A 13,435-nucleotide genomic window follows, 5' to 3' on the forward strand; every position below is an offset into this window, starting at 1 on the left:
GCTCTCCTAGACCACGTCGCGGCGGCGGTAGACGGTTCCGGCGATCAATGTGACCGCCACGCCGACCGCCACCATCACGCCCAGTGCCGCAACGGGAACCGATGACGGTGCGGTGGTACGACCCACCGGGGAGGCCTCGATCAGCCATCGTGGCAACCTCAGCAGCGCTCCGAGATACAACGCAACGACCACGAATGTGACCGCCAGCCAGCCGATACCAGGATGACGCAACGCGACGCCGAGGGCTGCGATGCCGGCCATCACCGCCATCGCAGGCAGGAAGGCCAGCGCAGCCAAGGTCAACCGCAGGATCGTGGCGGGCTCGCCCAACGTCACACCGGCGCCGATGCCGTTACCCAGGCCCGCGCAGGCCAGCAGCACGGCCGCATCGGTCAGCCCCGCGCCGACCGCCGACAACAACCAGGCCCAGCGCGACACCGAACCCGCCAGCACCGCCTCACCGATTCCGGACTCCTCGTCGCGGGACAGCCGCACCACGACGGTGACCACATACGCGGTGGTCGCCGCGGCGAGGAACTGCGTCATGGTCGTGTACACGCCGTCGGTGCCCTGCGCCGAAAGCACCCGGGCCAGAAGCTCATTGCCTCTGGCTGCGTCCAGCAGCGACTTGGTCATCGAACCGAACGCCGCACCGGCTAACAGCAGTCCGATCGCCCAGCCCACCGTCAGGCCGCGGTGAATCACCAGCTGTAGACCGAAGACCCCGCCGACCGGACGCGCACGGGAGTGCTCGCCGGAGGACGCCAGGACACCGTCGTCGTACTCGCGGCGGCTCTCCAGCGCCACGGTGGCTGCGACGAGTGCGACGGCCAGGGCGGCCGGCAGCGCGAGAGGCCACCACCGCAACGCGACGAAGGGGCGCATCTGCTGCGCCCATGCGATGGGGGAGAACCAGCTCAGCGCGCTGCCGGAGTTGTCGATCACGTCGCCCGCACCCCGGACCAGGACGGCCGCGGCCAGTGTCGCGAGCGCTGCTCCGCTGGCCGTTCTGGCCTGCCGCCACAATTGCGCACTCAGCGCCGCGAACGCTCCGAAAACGGTTGCCACAGCTGTGATTCCAAAGCACATCGCCGCGGTGTCGACCACCGCGAAGCCGCTGGCGGCCATGGCGATCGTCATCGTCACCGACAGCGCAGCGTTCACCAGCACGATGAGGATCAGGGCGGCGGCGGTGCGGGCATGACGACCGACGATCGAGGACAGCACGAGTTCGGCGGCTCCGCTTTCCTCCTCGGCGCGGGTGTGGCGAATGACAGTCAGTATCGACAGAATCGATGCCGCCACCATCAATGTCAGGGTCAGCTCGTTGGCCATCATGACGCCGAGGTCGGTCTCGTTGACCCCGAACATCGGTCCGCCCAACATGATCCCGGCCGGGGTCTTGAGTAGGTTCACGCGGGCCTGGCGCTGCGCCACATCCGGGTAGGCGAGTTTGATCGCGTTCGGGGCGTACACCAACATCAGTGTCAGCGCCCAGATCCACGCCGTCAGCCGGATCCGATCGCGACGCAGGGCGAAGCGGACCAGCGTGCCGGTTCCGGTCAGCCGGGACGGCGCGGGTGTGGTTGCGATCATGATGCCGGCGTCCGGTATTCGCGCAGGAACAGGTCTTCCAGGGAAGCCGGCGTGACCGTCAGGTCCGCGATCCCGAGCTGGGTGAGATGCACCATCGTCGCGTCCAGCGCGTCGCGGCCGACGGTGAACCGGACCTGACCGTCGACGATGTTCACGTCGTGCAAGCCCGGCCATCGAGTCACCACGGTGGGATCGCGGTGCGTGCGAGCTGTCACGGTGGTGCGCATCAGGTGCTGGAGCTGGGCCAGTGGCCCGGATTGCACGGTGCGTCCGGCGCGGATGATGGTGACTGTGTCACAGACCTTTTCGACCTCAGCCAGGACGTGGCTGGAGAGCAGCACCGCCGCGCCGCGATCGGCGACCTCGCGGACGCATTCCTGAAAGACGTTCTCCATCAACGGGTCGAGGCCCGATGTTGGCTCGTCGAGAATGTAGATGTCGGCCTCGGTGGCGAAAGCTGTCACCAGCGCCACCTTCTGGCGGTTGCCCTTCGAGTAGGTGCGGGCCTTCTTGTTCGGGTCGAGTTCGAAGCGCTGGATCAGCCAGTCCCGGCGGCGGGGGTCCGCACCACCGCGCAGCCCGCAGAGGAAGTCGATCACCTGACCGCCGGTCAGGTTCGGCCACAGCGTCACATCCCCGGGTACGTAGGCGATGCGCCGGTGCAGCGCCACCGCGTCGTGCCACGGGTCACCGCCCAGCAGACGCACGTGGCCGCCGTCGGCGCGCAGCAGCCCCAGCAGGATGCGGATGGTGGTGGACTTGCCCGCGCCATTGGGACCCAGGAAGCCGGCGACCGAACCGGCGCGGACGGTCAAGTCCATGCCGTCCAGGGCCCGGGTTCGACCGAAAGTCTTGACCAGACTGTGGATTTCGACCGCCGCGGTGTCAGTCCGCGCTGTCGGTGCCGATGCCGTCGTCATGTTGTTCTCCCTCGGTGTGGGTCACAATTTCGCCGTGCGCGGCGAAGCTGTCGAACATCGTCGAATCGGTGAGCAGGCCCTCGGTGTAGAGCTCGAGGGCGGGCAACATCATCTCGTTGGCGTAGTCGTGCAGAACAGCCCGCAAATCCGACGGGTTGTCATGCAATTGGAGGTAGAGCAGGAACGCGCCGCCACCTGCCATGCCGAGGTACTTCGCTCGTGCGGCCGGGTCTCGGCTCGGCCTGATCGTGCCGGCGCGGACACCCTCGTCGAGGTAGCCCTCGACATTGGCGAACATGGTGCGCCAGAGGTTTCTGGCCAGCTCGCCGCCGGTCTGCATGCTGCGCACCAGGTAGGCCATCATCGGCGCGAACGATTCGATCTCGGCGGCCGCGGCGAGCCAGGTGGCCGGGTCGGTGGAACGGATGGTCTCGGATTTCTCGCTGCGGATCTCTTCGGCGATGTAGTCGTCGCACGCTTGGCGCAATCCGTCCTTCGACCCGAAGTGGTGGATGACGAGCCCCGGGCTCACCCCGGCGGTCTCGGCGATCGCGCGCACCCCGACGTCGAATCCGCGGGCGCCGAACAGCTCGATGGCGGCATCGCGAATCCGGGCCACGGTCGTGAGGTCGGCTGAACGCATGTTTAGGATGCTAAACACTTGTTCAATCGGCGGTCAAGCACCAACTGTATCGACGTGTGGAACTGGTGGTAGGCCGGTCGCCCCGTGCGGACGCCTCTCAGGCGGCAGTGCGCAAGGCGACTGTCTCGACGGCCGTGTGTGTAGGCCGGGCTGCGCGGTTGAGCAGGATCTCGAACGTCCGGGCGGCGCCGATCGATCCGTAGGAGTAGGGCTGCTCGCGGCAGAACGATTCGCCGGCGATGTGATCGATGACGACCCGGACGCGATGGCTGGTCGGGTCGCCGGAGGAGCCGGTCTCGGTGACGGTTGCTGCCAGGCCGGCCAACGGGATTCGCGCCGCGCTCCGGCCACGGCCCACGATGAGCAAACTCGTCGTCATGCGCAGATCGCCCCACGTGGCCAAGACGCCGTCGCGGCGGTTACGGCGACTTTGCGAGAGATCGAAAACCACCGCGGCAATTCCGAGGAGCGCAAACGGCGCGAACAATGTCGCCGCCATCACGGGGCTTAACCGTGGATCCATTCTCTCCCCCCGGAAATACCGTGCGCTGTCACCCGTTAACGGCCGGACACATCCACGTAATGCTTCTGCCTCGCACCGACTTTGGCGCGAGAGTGCCCACATAAACAGCAAGGCAAACGCGTATGCGATGACTCTTGTCCATCAGAGTCGCCCGCACTCGCGATGACCTCACGGGTGAAAATCCTATTGAGTCGAAGGCGGGGACAACTGCACTTTAGGAGAGTTTGCTGGAATTCAGCTTGGTGGAATTGTGGCAACGTATTACTAACTAAGAATTAGCAGCCTCGCCAGCTCGGCGGACGTCACGTTATTGCAGGTAAGGGGAGTTTCCCGTGCGGGACGGCACGAAGAAGTACCAGGCAATCTGCACGCTCGTTGAATATCAGCAAACGTCGAGCGTGAACGGAGCGTGCACTGCGCTGTCGGGTCAGTCGCGGGCGGCGACCAGGATTCCGTCGCCCAGCGGAATCAGCACCGGGGTGAGGCGCTCGTCCTCGGCGATCAGCCGGGCCGCCTCGCGCACGGCCGCGACCTCGGCGTCATTGGCCGCCGGATCACCGGCGCGGCCGCCGAGCGCGGAGCGATGCACGACGATCGCGCCGCCCGGGCGCAGCAGGCGGATGCCCTCGACGATGAAATCGGCCTGATCCGACGGTGCGGCGTCAAGAAACACCAGGTCATAAGACTCGTCGGCCAGCCGGGTCAGGACTTCCTGGGCTCGGCCGGCGATCAGCCGGGTGCGCGACGGGCCGATCCCGGCCTCGGTGAACGCCTGCTTGGCGATGCGCTGGTGCTCGGGCTCGATGTCGATGGTGGTCAGGACGCCGTCGTCACGCATCCCCGACAGCAGCCACAGTCCGCTCACGCCGGCACCGGTGCCCACCTCGACAACTGCTTTGCCGCCGGACAGCCGGGCCAGTACGCTGAGCAGCGCTCCGACCGCCGGTGTCACCGCTCCGGCGCCGGCGTCGACAGCTCGCTCCCGGGCGGCCGCGACAATGGCGTCCTCGGAGATCGAACCCTCCGCATGGGCGAGTATCCGGTCGGCGCGGCTGGCCTCAGGCTGGCCTGTTTGGTCCTCGTTGGTGGCCATTCTCAGCAGCGTAGGCGCAGTTGGATCGGCGGGTGGGCAGGCGCGCCCGGCGCCGGCGAGCGCCGAATCGGCCGGTCCGAGGGGTCGGGCCGGGACGTCAAGGATGACGCGCCGTCCAGAAGTGAAAGACCTGGACACGAATCGATAACGAAAGTATTTCTTAGTCAAACCTTAGTTAGCTCAAATCGCCCCCACACAGGTTTGGGGAACGGTAGCGGGCATGGAACAGAGCCCCCGCTGGTCGGGGAATATGCCCGACAACGGTCGCGTTGTCAGGCTTGATGCGGTCGACGGCACCCAGTCGTCAACGCAGGTCAATCAGGAGGATCCGACGACCACCACATTGATGGCTCCGGCGCATATGTCGCACCCCGAGCAATTGGGGGAAGCCGAGTGGGTTGAGCCGTCCGAGGAACTGCAGGGCACCGCGGTGTTCGATGCCACCGGCGACCGGACGGCGATGCCGTCTTGGGACGAGCTCGTTCGGCAGCACGCCGACCGGGTGTACCGGCTGGCCTATCGCCTGTCGGGTAACCAGCAGGATGCCGAGGACCTCACCCAGGAGACCTTCATCAGGGTGTTCCGCTCTGTGCAGAACTACCAGCCCGGCACGTTCGAAGGCTGGCTGCACCGCATCACCACCAACTTATTCCTCGACATGGTCCGCCGCCGCGGCCGCATCCGCATGGAAGCGCTGCCCGAGGACTACGACCGGGTTCCCGCCGACGAGCCCAACCCCGAGCAGATCTTCCACGACTCGCGACTGGGTGCGGATTTGCAGGCCGCGCTGGATTCGTTGGCGCCGGAGTTCCGTGCCGCCGTCGTCTTGTGTGACATCGAGGGTCTGTCGTACGAGGAGATCGGTGCGACGCTCGGCGTCAAGCTGGGCACCGTGCGCAGCCGCATCCACCGCGGCCGCCAGGCGCTCCGTGATTACCTGGCGTCCCATTCCGGCCAGCGGGGGTTGGCTGACTTCACCGCCGAATCGGCGTAGACCGACGGGCAGCGGCCAAACTGTGGCCGGCATGTCATGTCACCGAGGGTTTCGCGCGCTACATTCGATCTAGCGGCGCAGCACCAGCGAGGTGAACGACTCGTGCTGACGCGAACCCCGAGAGGAGCGCAGTGATGGTCGACCGTGGACACATGTTCCGTCGAGCATTTTCCTGGTTGCCCTCACAGTTCGCCTCGCAGAGTGACGCCCCCATCGGGGCGCCGCGGCAATTCGGTTCCACCGAGCACCTGTCCATCGAAGCGATCGCCGCCTATGTCGACGGCGAGTTACGGATGAAGTCGTATCTGCGGGCGGCGCACCATCTGTCGCTGTGCCCGGAGTGCGCGGCCGAGGTAGAGGGCCAGAGTCAGGCGCGCACCGCGTTGCGGGATTCCCACCCGATCAGCATGCCGAGCACCCTGTTGGGGCTGTTATCGCAGATCCCGCAGGCGGCGCCAGACGATCCGAGCGTGCCGGACGGGCGGAGCCGCCCTGGCGGCGGCATGGAGTCCGGACTCGCCGATCAGTTAGCTGAACGCACAGACCGTGACCGGCGTAAGCGCCGGTAGGGTGGATGTGAAATCGGGCAGCGTCGTGCCCGGTCCCACTGCGCGCGCTCGCGGCTGAGCGCTTGGATAGAGGTTGAACTTGAGCCCCAATCAGGACAACTCCGGCAGCAGCCCCCGTCTGGCACCGCGTCCGGTCTCCCGGCCTGCCGTCGATCCGGCCGCCACCCGCACGTTCGGGCGCCCCCAGGGTGTCGACGGCTCGTTCGTGGCCGAGGAACTGCGTCCCGCCAAATTCCGCGGGGAGGTCGAATTCCAGCCCAAGGACCACGTCCCCGACCCCGTGCTGGGGGAGGCGTTCGGCCGCCCCTACCCGGGCGGCGACTCGCTGCAGCGGCACCCCGCAGACGCCGGTGCGCTGGACGCTGAGCGCGACGACGATTCCGACGACGTCGACGATCCCTGGCGGGATCCGGGGGCGGCGGCCGCTCTCGGCACGCCGGCACTGCAGCAGGCGGCGCCCGTCGTCGCGGCCGGGCCCACCGGCAAGCTCGGCGTGCGTGACGTGCTGTTCGGCGGGCGGGTGTCCTACGTCTCGCTGGCTGTGTTGGGCATCATCGCGCTGCTGATCGGGTTCGCCGGCGGCTGGGTGGGGCGCAAGACGGCCGAGGTCGTCGAGGCGTTCACCACATCGAAGGTCTCGCTGGCCACCAACAGCACCGGTGAGGTGCCGCCCGGCAGGTTCGCCAAGGTGGCCGCGTCGGTCGCCGATTCCGTGGTGACCATCGAGGCGGTCAGCGACGAGGAAGGCGCCCAGGGCTCCGGCGTGGTCGTCGACGGCCGCGGCTACATCGTCACCAACAACCACGTGATCTCCGACGCCGCCAACAATCCGAGCAAGTTCAAGATCTCGGTGGTGTTCAACGACGGCAAGTCGGTGCCGGCCAACCTCGTCGGCCGCGACCCGAAGACCGACCTGGCCGTGCTCAAGGTCGACAACGTCGACAACCTGACGGTGGCCCGCTTCGGGGACTCCGACAAGGTTCACGTCGGCGACGAGGTGATCGCCGCCGGTGCCCCGCTGGGCCTGCGCAGCACCGTCACCCACGGCATCATCAGCGCGTTGCACCGGCCCATCCCGCTCTCGGGTGAGGGATCGGACACCGACACCGTCATCGACGCCATCCAGACCGACGCCTCCATCAATCACGGCAACTCCGGTGGCCCGCTGATCAACATGAACTCTGAGGTCATCGGCATCAACACTGCCGGAAAGTCGTTGTCCGACAGTGCAAGTGGCCTCGGGTTCGCAATCCCGGTCAACGAGGTCAAGCAGACCGTCGAGGCGCTGATCAAGGACGGCAAGGTGGCCCACCCGACGCTCGGACTCACGGCGCGCTCGGTCAGCAACGACCTCGCCCAGGGCGCTCAGGTGGCCAACGTCAAGGCGGGCAGTCCCGCCGAGAAGGCCGGCATCCTCGAGAACGACATCGTGGTCAAGGTCGGCAACCGCACGGTCGCCGACGCCGACGAGTTCGCGGTCGCCATCCGTCAGCTCAAGATCGGTCAGGACGCGCCCATCGAGGTCATTCGCGATGGCCGCAAGGTCACGCTGACGGTGAACCCCGCACCGGACAACTGACCCGATGTTCGCGAATGTCGGCTGGGGCGAAATGCTCGTGCTGCTGGTCATCGGGCTGGTGGTCCTCGGTCCCGAGCGGCTGCCCGGTGCCATCCGGTGGACGTCGAATTCGTTGCGGCAGGCCCGTGACTACATCAGCGGCGCCACCAGTCAGCTGCGTGACGACCTGGGGCCGGAGTTCGAGGATCTGCGCCAGCCGCTGAGCGAGTTGCAGAAGCTGCGCGGTATGACGCCGCGGGCCGCGCTCACCAAACACCTTCTCGACGGCGACGATTCGTGGATCAATGAAGCCTTCCAGTCGCCGGGAGCTGCCGGGCCGGCGACATCAGAGACAGTGAAGCCGCACAGTGCGCCGCCCCCGCAGGCCGTGGTGCCCAAGCCCGAGCCGTTGCCTCCCGGCACGCCCGCGCCCTTCGACGCCGACGCCACCTAAGGATTTGGGCGCGTTTTCGTTCGCTCAGCGGCGGTTTGCGCGCCCAACTCGCGCGATCGCCTACAGGTGGCGGGTGGTGTCCAGTCCCAGCGACATCCCGGCCAGTCCGCGCCGTCGTGCCGCCAGCTTGTCGGCGATGCCGCGCAGTTCCTTGCCGGCCGCCGAATCGGGCGCTGAAAGGACAAGCGGCACACCGGAATCGCCGGCCGCCACCAACGCGGGGTCCAGCGGCACCTGACCCAGCAGGGGCACATCAGCGCCGACCGACCGGGTGAGGCTCTCGGCGACCTGGCGGCCGCCACCTTCGCCGAAGATCTGCATCGTGGTGCCGTCCGGCATCAGCAGCCCCGACATGTTCTCGACCACGCCGACGATGCGTTGGCGGGTCTGCAGCGCGATCGCCCCGGCGCGTTCGGCCACCTCGGCGGCGGCGAGCTGCGGTGTCGTCACCACCAGGATCTCGGCGCCGGGAACCAGCTGAGCCACCGAGATCGCCACGTCGCCGGTGCCCGGCGGCAGGTCGAGCAGCAGCACGTCCAGGTCGCCCCAGTACACATCGGCGAGGAACTGCTGCAGCGCCCGGTGCAGCATCGGTCCACGCCACACCACCGGTGCGTTGCCCTGGGTGAACTGGGCGATCGAGATGACCTTCACGTCGTGCGCGACCGGCGGCAGGATCATCGACTCCACCTGGGTGGGACGGTCGTCGGTGCCCATCATGCGCGGCACCGAATGGCCGTAGATGTCGGCGTCGAGGACGCCGACCGACAGGCCGCGAGCCGCCAGCGCCGCAGCCAGGTTGACCGTCACGCTCGACTTGCCGACACCGCCCTTACCGGAGGCGACGGCGTACACCCGGGTCAGCGAGCCGGGCTGGGCGAAGGGGATCACCGGTTCGGGCGCATCGCCGCGCAGTTGCTTGCGCAGTTCGGTGCGCTGCTCGTCGTTCATCACGTCGAGTGCGACGGTCACCGCCGCGGTGCCCGGCACATCGGCGACGGCCTGGGTCACCCGCTCGGTGATCTCGGTCTTCTTCGGGCACGCGGCCGTCGTGAGGTAGACCTCGACGTGCACGGCGCCGTCGTCGGCGACCGAGATGCTCTTGACCATGTTGAGCTCGGTGATCGGCTTGCGCAGCTCGGGATCGATCACTTTGCCCAGCGCAATGCGCACCTGGGTCTGCAGTTCGTTCTTTTCGGACATCACGGCCGAGTCTAGGTTGTGCGACTCCTGTCAGCGGAAACGGCCTGAGTGCTGACGCGGCGCGCGGTGACCACGGTCGCCATCACCAGAACGCCGATGACGACGACGGTGATCACCGAGTTGACGCCGTTGGCGGTGTCGACGGAGAACTTGCCGATGACGATCAGCCGGAACGCGACCTCGAGCAGGAGTCCGAGACCCCACATCGCGGACAGCCGGACGTGGATGCGCCGGCGACGGTCGGCGTCTGCAGCCTCCGCCTCCTCGTCGGCGTTGCTGAATCGGTCACTGACGACCTGCGTCAACGGGGTCCCGATCACGCAGCTGCCCAGAAAGATCAGTCCGCCGATTCCGTTGACGACGGTGTTGCCCACCAGCACCAGTTTGGGATCCGTCGTGGACAACCCGACGACCAGGCTGAGCCCGAAGGTCAGCAGCAGGTACACGGCGAACGGGTCCAGTCGCCGGACTCTGACCACGCTGTAGATCACCCTTAGGCCCGACAACACCGTGGCCGACAGCAAGGCGACGTACTCGGATACTCCCGCCGCGCGCAGTCCGTAATAGGCGATCAGCGGCGGTGCGACGTCAGCCGCGACGGTCTGGAGCACGGGGCGCATCGACCGTTGTTGTGCCGGGTTACGTTGACTCACAACGCGTTACGTTATCGCCGCTGGCTGTCCGCTCGCTGTGCGAACTCGACCCGGTGCAGCTAGCTGGCCGGCCCCGGCAGCGCACCGTGCACGGCAGGCAGCGGCGCGGGTGCCGACACTTCCGCGACCGGCTCGGGAGCCGGCGGCGGGGGCGGCGACAGCCACGGGGGCTGCCACGGGGGCGGCGCGTCCGGCATGGCCTGAGGCTGGGCGACGACCGGCGGGGGAGCCTGCGAACCGAGGCAGATCACCTGGCACGGCTGGGACGGCATCGCACTGGCGGGGCCGGGCAGCGGGCCGAGCGCAAGCGATCCGGCCGTCTCGGTGTTGTTGATGCTGAGCTGGGCCAGCGGATCGGTCGGCGGTAGCCCGATGGCATTGAGCGGCAGGCCCGGGCCCAGACCCTCCGGGTTCTCCAGGTGGGCGTCCCCGAGAGCGGGCGCCGGCCCGACGATCGGCGGCAGGTTGATCGGCTCGACCCCGGTGGCGTAGGCGGCGGCCCAACCCAGCACGTTCTGGGCGTAGGCCATCGAGTTGTTGTAGCGCAGGATCGCGGTCAGCACCTGCGACTGGTCCCGCAGGTTCAGGCCACCGCTGCACAGATAGCGGGCCGCGGCCAGCGCCGCGTCGTAGACGTTCTGCGGGTCGGCCTTGCCGTCGCCGTCGCCGTCGGCGGCGTAGCGCGACCAGGTGCCGGGCAGGAACTGCATGGGTCCCATCGCCCGCGCGAACACCGGGCGGCCGGCCTGGACCGTCTGCACGATGACCTCGTTGCCCGACAGGGTGCCGTCCAGAGTCGGGCCGTAGATCGGGTTGATCGCGGTGCCCCGGGCGTCGGTGGCGCCGCCGTTGGCGTGCATGGACTCGATGCGGCCGATCCCGGCCAGCAGGTTCCAGCTCAGCCCGCAGCCCGGCGCGGCCACCGACATCTTCTGTTCGGCATTGCGGTAGGCCGCCAGCGGAACCGCCGGGATGCGCAGCGACCCGATCGAGCTGACCACAATCGCAGGCGGTGGCGCCGCCGGGGTGGCTGCGGCGAAGTGAAAGTTGGTGGGTTGCTTGGTCAGAGCGACGACGGTGACACCCGAGGTGTCGACTTGCGGCGACACTGCGGCCAGCGGAATGACTTCCTTGCCGACCACCGGCGCGTGCGGCAGGTCGGGGGCCGCGCTGACCGCGCCGGCAAGCACGACCGGGGTGAGCACAGCAATTCCGAACGCAGGTTTCCGCACCATCCGGCTGACGCGGTTTCCTATGCCCACTCGTCCGTCCTCAGATCATGCCGCCTGTGTGAACCAAGTCACCATACATATCTTCGTGACCTCAGTGGTATCCAATGGTCACCTTTGTCACTAACTCACCTCGTCGCCAACGGGCTCGACCACCGGCCGGGCCTTCTTGGCTTTGTCCTTCTTGACCTTGCCGCCGTTTTCGGAGTGCAGCGATTCCAGCAATTCGCGAATCTCCTCCAGCTCGCGGCGAAGGTAGTCGCGGGTGGCCACCTCGCCGACCGCCAACCGCAGCGATGCCAGCTCGCGGGCCAGGAACTCGGTGTCGGCTTTGGTCTGCTCAGCGCGCCGGCGATCTTCCTCCAGCGACACCCTGTCGCGGTTCTCCTGCCGGTTCTGCGCCAGCAGGATCAGCGGAGCGGCGTAGGCGGCCTGGGTGGAGAACGCCAGGTTCAGCAGGATGAACGGGTAGGGGTCCCACTGCCAGCGCACCGCGAACAGATTCAGGGCGATCCAGACGACGACCAGGATCGTCTGCCAAGCGAGGTAGCGCCCGGTGCCCAGGAATCGGGCGATCGATTCACTGAACCGGCCGACGGCCTCCGGATCGACGTTGAACGACAGCCGACGCGACGAGCGGGGGGTGTCGAGGCGCTGGCGCGCGGACAGGTCGCTCACGTCGCCCCCTCTGCGCTGGCCGCCCGCTCGGACAGTTGTGGATCCTCGTAGCTTTCCCGCCAGTCGTCGGGCAGCAGATGGTCGAGCACGTCGTCGACGGTCACCGCGCCGAGCAGGTGGTTCTCCTCGTCGACCACGGGACCGCAGACCAGGTTATAGGCGGCGAAGTAACGCGTCACCCCGGCCAGTGACGTGTTCGGGGTGCAGCTGGGCAGGTCGGTGTCCACGATTCCGCTCACCAGGTTGGCGGGCGGTTCGCGTAGCAGTGCCTGCAGGTGCACGCAGCCGAGGTAGCGGCCGGTGGGGGTTGCCGTCGGGGGCCGCACCACGAACACCAGCGACGCCAGCGCCGGCGTCAGGTCGGGGTCCCGCACCCGGGCCAGTGCCTCGGCGACGGTGGTGTCGGGCGCGAGTACCACCGGGTCGGAGGTCATCAGACCGCCCGCGGTGTCGGGGGAGTGACTCAGCAGGCGTCGCACCGGCTCGGAGTCCTCGGGATCCATCCGGCGCAGCAGCACCTCGGCCTCGGTCGGATTGAGCACACCGAGAAGGTCGGCGGCGTCGTCGGGGTCCATCGCCTCCAGGACGTCGGCGGCTCGTTCGGTGTCCAGCTGCAACAGCAGGACGGTCTGGTCGTCCTCGGGCAGCTCCTGGAGGATGTCGGCAACGCGCTCGTCGTCGAGCGCGTTGATCACTTCGGTGCGGCGCTTGGCCGGCAGATCGCGGATCGCGTCGGCCACCTCGATGGGGCGCTGGCCTTCGAACTGGTGCAGCAGTTGGGCCACCCCCTGGCCGGGCATCGACAGCGCCGACGGGGTCAGGCCCGCCACGTTGTGCCAGTCCACCACTTGGATCGTCGAACGCCGGCCCAGCCTGCGGTGGCTGCGTACCGCGACCCGGGTGACGACCCAATCTCTGACGCGGGATTGCTCGATGCCCAGGTCGACGACGATGACGTCGACGCCGGACATCTGTGGCAGCTCGGGGTCGTTGACCCGCACCCGGCTGTCGAGGACCTGGCCGAGTACCAGAACCTCGCCGGGCCGCTGCGCGAAGCGGCGCAACGACACATTGCCGGTGGTGAGGGTGACGGCGTTCGGCTCGATCGCGGTGACGCGCAGTATCGGTACGAAAATCCTTCGGCGAGTCAGCATTTCGACCACCAGGCCGAGGACTCGCGGTTGCTGACGGACGATGCTCATACTGATCACGACGTCGCGAACGCGGCCGAGGGATTCGCCATCTGGACCGAGCACGGCCAGTCCTGCCAGCCGCGCCGCGTACACCCTGTTCACCGACGCCATGAGTGAAAGGGTAGGAGT

14 protein-coding genes are annotated in these 13,435 nt (G+C 67.7%); 4 read left to right on the plus strand and 10 right to left on the minus strand.

The features are described 5' to 3' along the window. Window positions 1-6: 6 nt before the first annotated feature. The 5 genes from Y900_RS18910 to Y900_RS18930 all read right to left on the minus strand — a co-directional run bounded on the left by Y900_RS18910 (window position 7) and on the right by Y900_RS18930 (window position 4,775). A complete protein-coding gene (locus Y900_RS18910) occupies window positions 7-1,596 on the minus strand; it encodes an ABC transporter permease (protein ID WP_036343826.1) in 1,590 nt (529 codons plus the stop codon). Beyond that, a complete protein-coding gene (locus Y900_RS18915; protein ID WP_051660150.1) occupies window positions 1,593-2,516 on the minus strand; it encodes an ABC transporter ATP-binding protein in 924 nt (307 codons plus the stop codon). Before Y900_RS18915 ends, Y900_RS18910 begins: the two co-directional genes overlap by 4 nt. Further along, on the minus strand, window positions 2,482-3,159 hold the full coding sequence (locus Y900_RS18920) for a TetR/AcrR family transcriptional regulator (RefSeq protein ID WP_036343827.1): 678 nt from the start codon (window positions 3,157-3,159) through the stop codon (window positions 2,482-2,484). The genes Y900_RS18915 and Y900_RS18920 overlap by 35 nt, the downstream gene beginning before the upstream one ends. 97 nt (window positions 3,160-3,256) lie before the next feature. Next, window positions 3,257-3,538, minus strand: coding sequence for a hypothetical protein (locus Y900_RS18925; RefSeq protein WP_131536219.1), 282 nt, complete (start codon window positions 3,536-3,538; stop codon window positions 3,257-3,259). A 571-nt stretch (window positions 3,539-4,109) separates the two neighbouring features. Then, complete coding sequence (locus Y900_RS18930; RefSeq protein ID WP_036343829.1) at window positions 4,110-4,775, minus strand: O-methyltransferase; 666 nt, start codon at window positions 4,773-4,775, stop codon at window positions 4,110-4,112. Window positions 4,776-4,995: 220 nt separating this feature from the next. Here Y900_RS18930 and sigE point away from each other — a divergent pair, with 220 nt between their 5' ends. The 4 genes from sigE to tatB all read left to right on the plus strand — a co-directional run bounded on the left by sigE (window position 4,996) and on the right by tatB (window position 8,350). Beyond that, window positions 4,996-5,769, plus strand: a complete 774-nt coding sequence (sigE, locus tag Y900_RS18935; RefSeq protein ID WP_036343830.1) for an RNA polymerase sigma factor SigE — start codon at window positions 4,996-4,998, stop codon at window positions 5,767-5,769. A gap of 134 nt (window positions 5,770-5,903) precedes the next feature. Then, a complete protein-coding gene (rseA, locus tag Y900_RS18940; protein ID WP_036343831.1) occupies window positions 5,904-6,338 on the plus strand; it encodes an anti-sigma E factor RseA in 435 nt (144 codons plus the stop codon). Window positions 6,339-6,417: 79 nt separating this feature from the next. Continuing rightward, a complete protein-coding gene (gene htrA, locus Y900_RS18945) occupies window positions 6,418-7,917 on the plus strand; it encodes a serine protease HtrA (RefSeq protein ID WP_036343832.1) in 1,500 nt (499 codons plus the stop codon). Window positions 7,918-7,921: 4 nt separating this feature from the next. Beyond that, window positions 7,922-8,350, plus strand: a complete 429-nt coding sequence (gene tatB, locus Y900_RS18950; protein ID WP_036343833.1) for a Sec-independent protein translocase protein TatB — start codon at window positions 7,922-7,924, stop codon at window positions 8,348-8,350. A 60-nt stretch (window positions 8,351-8,410) separates the two neighbouring features. On the opposite strand, the gene Y900_RS18955 is transcribed toward tatB, so the two are convergent. The 5 genes from Y900_RS18955 to Y900_RS18975 all read right to left on the minus strand — a co-directional run bounded on the left by Y900_RS18955 (window position 8,411) and on the right by Y900_RS18975 (window position 13,417). Beyond that, window positions 8,411-9,553 carry an Mrp/NBP35 family ATP-binding protein gene (locus Y900_RS18955; protein ID WP_036343834.1) on the minus strand — a complete coding sequence of 381 codons (1,143 nt, stop codon included), beginning with the start codon at window positions 9,551-9,553 and terminating at the stop codon, window positions 8,411-8,413. A gap of 11 nt (window positions 9,554-9,564) precedes the next feature. After that, window positions 9,565-10,173, minus strand: a complete 609-nt coding sequence (locus Y900_RS18960; RefSeq protein ID WP_036343835.1) for a VC0807 family protein — start codon at window positions 10,171-10,173, stop codon at window positions 9,565-9,567. A 92-nt stretch (window positions 10,174-10,265) separates the two neighbouring features. After that, window positions 10,266-11,441, minus strand: coding sequence for a lytic transglycosylase domain-containing protein (locus Y900_RS18965; protein WP_051660152.1), 1,176 nt, complete (start codon window positions 11,439-11,441; stop codon window positions 10,266-10,268). Window positions 11,442-11,558: 117 nt separating this feature from the next. Continuing rightward, window positions 11,559-12,113 carry a DUF1003 domain-containing protein gene (locus Y900_RS18970; RefSeq protein ID WP_036343837.1) on the minus strand — a complete coding sequence of 185 codons (555 nt, stop codon included), beginning with the start codon at window positions 12,111-12,113 and terminating at the stop codon, window positions 11,559-11,561. After that, window positions 12,110-13,417, minus strand: coding sequence for a magnesium transporter MgtE N-terminal domain-containing protein (locus tag Y900_RS18975; protein WP_036343839.1), 1,308 nt, complete (start codon window positions 13,415-13,417; stop codon window positions 12,110-12,112). Before Y900_RS18975 ends, Y900_RS18970 begins: the two co-directional genes overlap by 4 nt. Window positions 13,418-13,435 lie beyond the last annotated feature (18 nt).

The sequence above is a fragment of the Mycolicibacterium aromaticivorans JS19b1 = JCM 16368 genome, assembly GCF_000559085.1.
Lineage (GTDB): Bacteria > Actinomycetota > Actinomycetes > Mycobacteriales > Mycobacteriaceae > Mycobacterium > Mycobacterium aromaticivorans.

What these genes read in the sequence shown, in the direction of transcription:
- Y900_RS18920 (WP_036343827.1), bottom strand. Translation starts at nt 3,159, where the DNA reads ATGCGTTCAGCCGACCTCACGACCGTGGCCCGGATTCGCGATGCCGCC.
- Y900_RS18975 (WP_036343839.1), bottom strand. Translation starts at nt 13,417, where the DNA reads ATGGCGTCGGTGAACAGGGTGTACGCGGCGCGGCTGGCAGGACTGGCC.
- Y900_RS18955 (WP_036343834.1), bottom strand. Translation starts at nt 9,553, where the DNA reads ATGTCCGAAAAGAACGAACTGCAGACCCAGGTGCGCATTGCGCTGGGC.
- Y900_RS18915 (WP_051660150.1), bottom strand. Translation starts at nt 2,516, where the DNA reads ATGACGACGGCATCGGCACCGACAGCGCGGACTGACACCGCGGCGGTC.
- sigE (WP_036343830.1), top strand. Translation starts at nt 4,996, where the DNA reads ATGGAACAGAGCCCCCGCTGGTCGGGGAATATGCCCGACAACGGTCGC.
- Y900_RS18925 (WP_131536219.1), bottom strand. Translation starts at nt 3,538, where the DNA reads ATGACGACGAGTTTGCTCATCGTGGGCCGTGGCCGGAGCGCGGCGCGA.
- rseA (WP_036343831.1), top strand. Translation starts at nt 5,904, where the DNA reads ATGGTCGACCGTGGACACATGTTCCGTCGAGCATTTTCCTGGTTGCCC.
- Y900_RS18930 (WP_036343829.1), bottom strand. Translation starts at nt 4,775, where the DNA reads ATGGCCACCAACGAGGACCAAACAGGCCAGCCTGAGGCCAGCCGCGCC.
- tatB (WP_036343833.1), top strand. Translation starts at nt 7,922, where the DNA reads ATGTTCGCGAATGTCGGCTGGGGCGAAATGCTCGTGCTGCTGGTCATC.
- Y900_RS18965 (WP_051660152.1), bottom strand. Translation starts at nt 11,441, where the DNA reads ATGGTGCGGAAACCTGCGTTCGGAATTGCTGTGCTCACCCCGGTCGTG.
- Y900_RS18960 (WP_036343835.1), bottom strand. Translation starts at nt 10,173, where the DNA reads ATGCGCCCCGTGCTCCAGACCGTCGCGGCTGACGTCGCACCGCCGCTG.
- Y900_RS18910 (WP_036343826.1), bottom strand. Translation starts at nt 1,596, where the DNA reads ATGATCGCAACCACACCCGCGCCGTCCCGGCTGACCGGAACCGGCACG.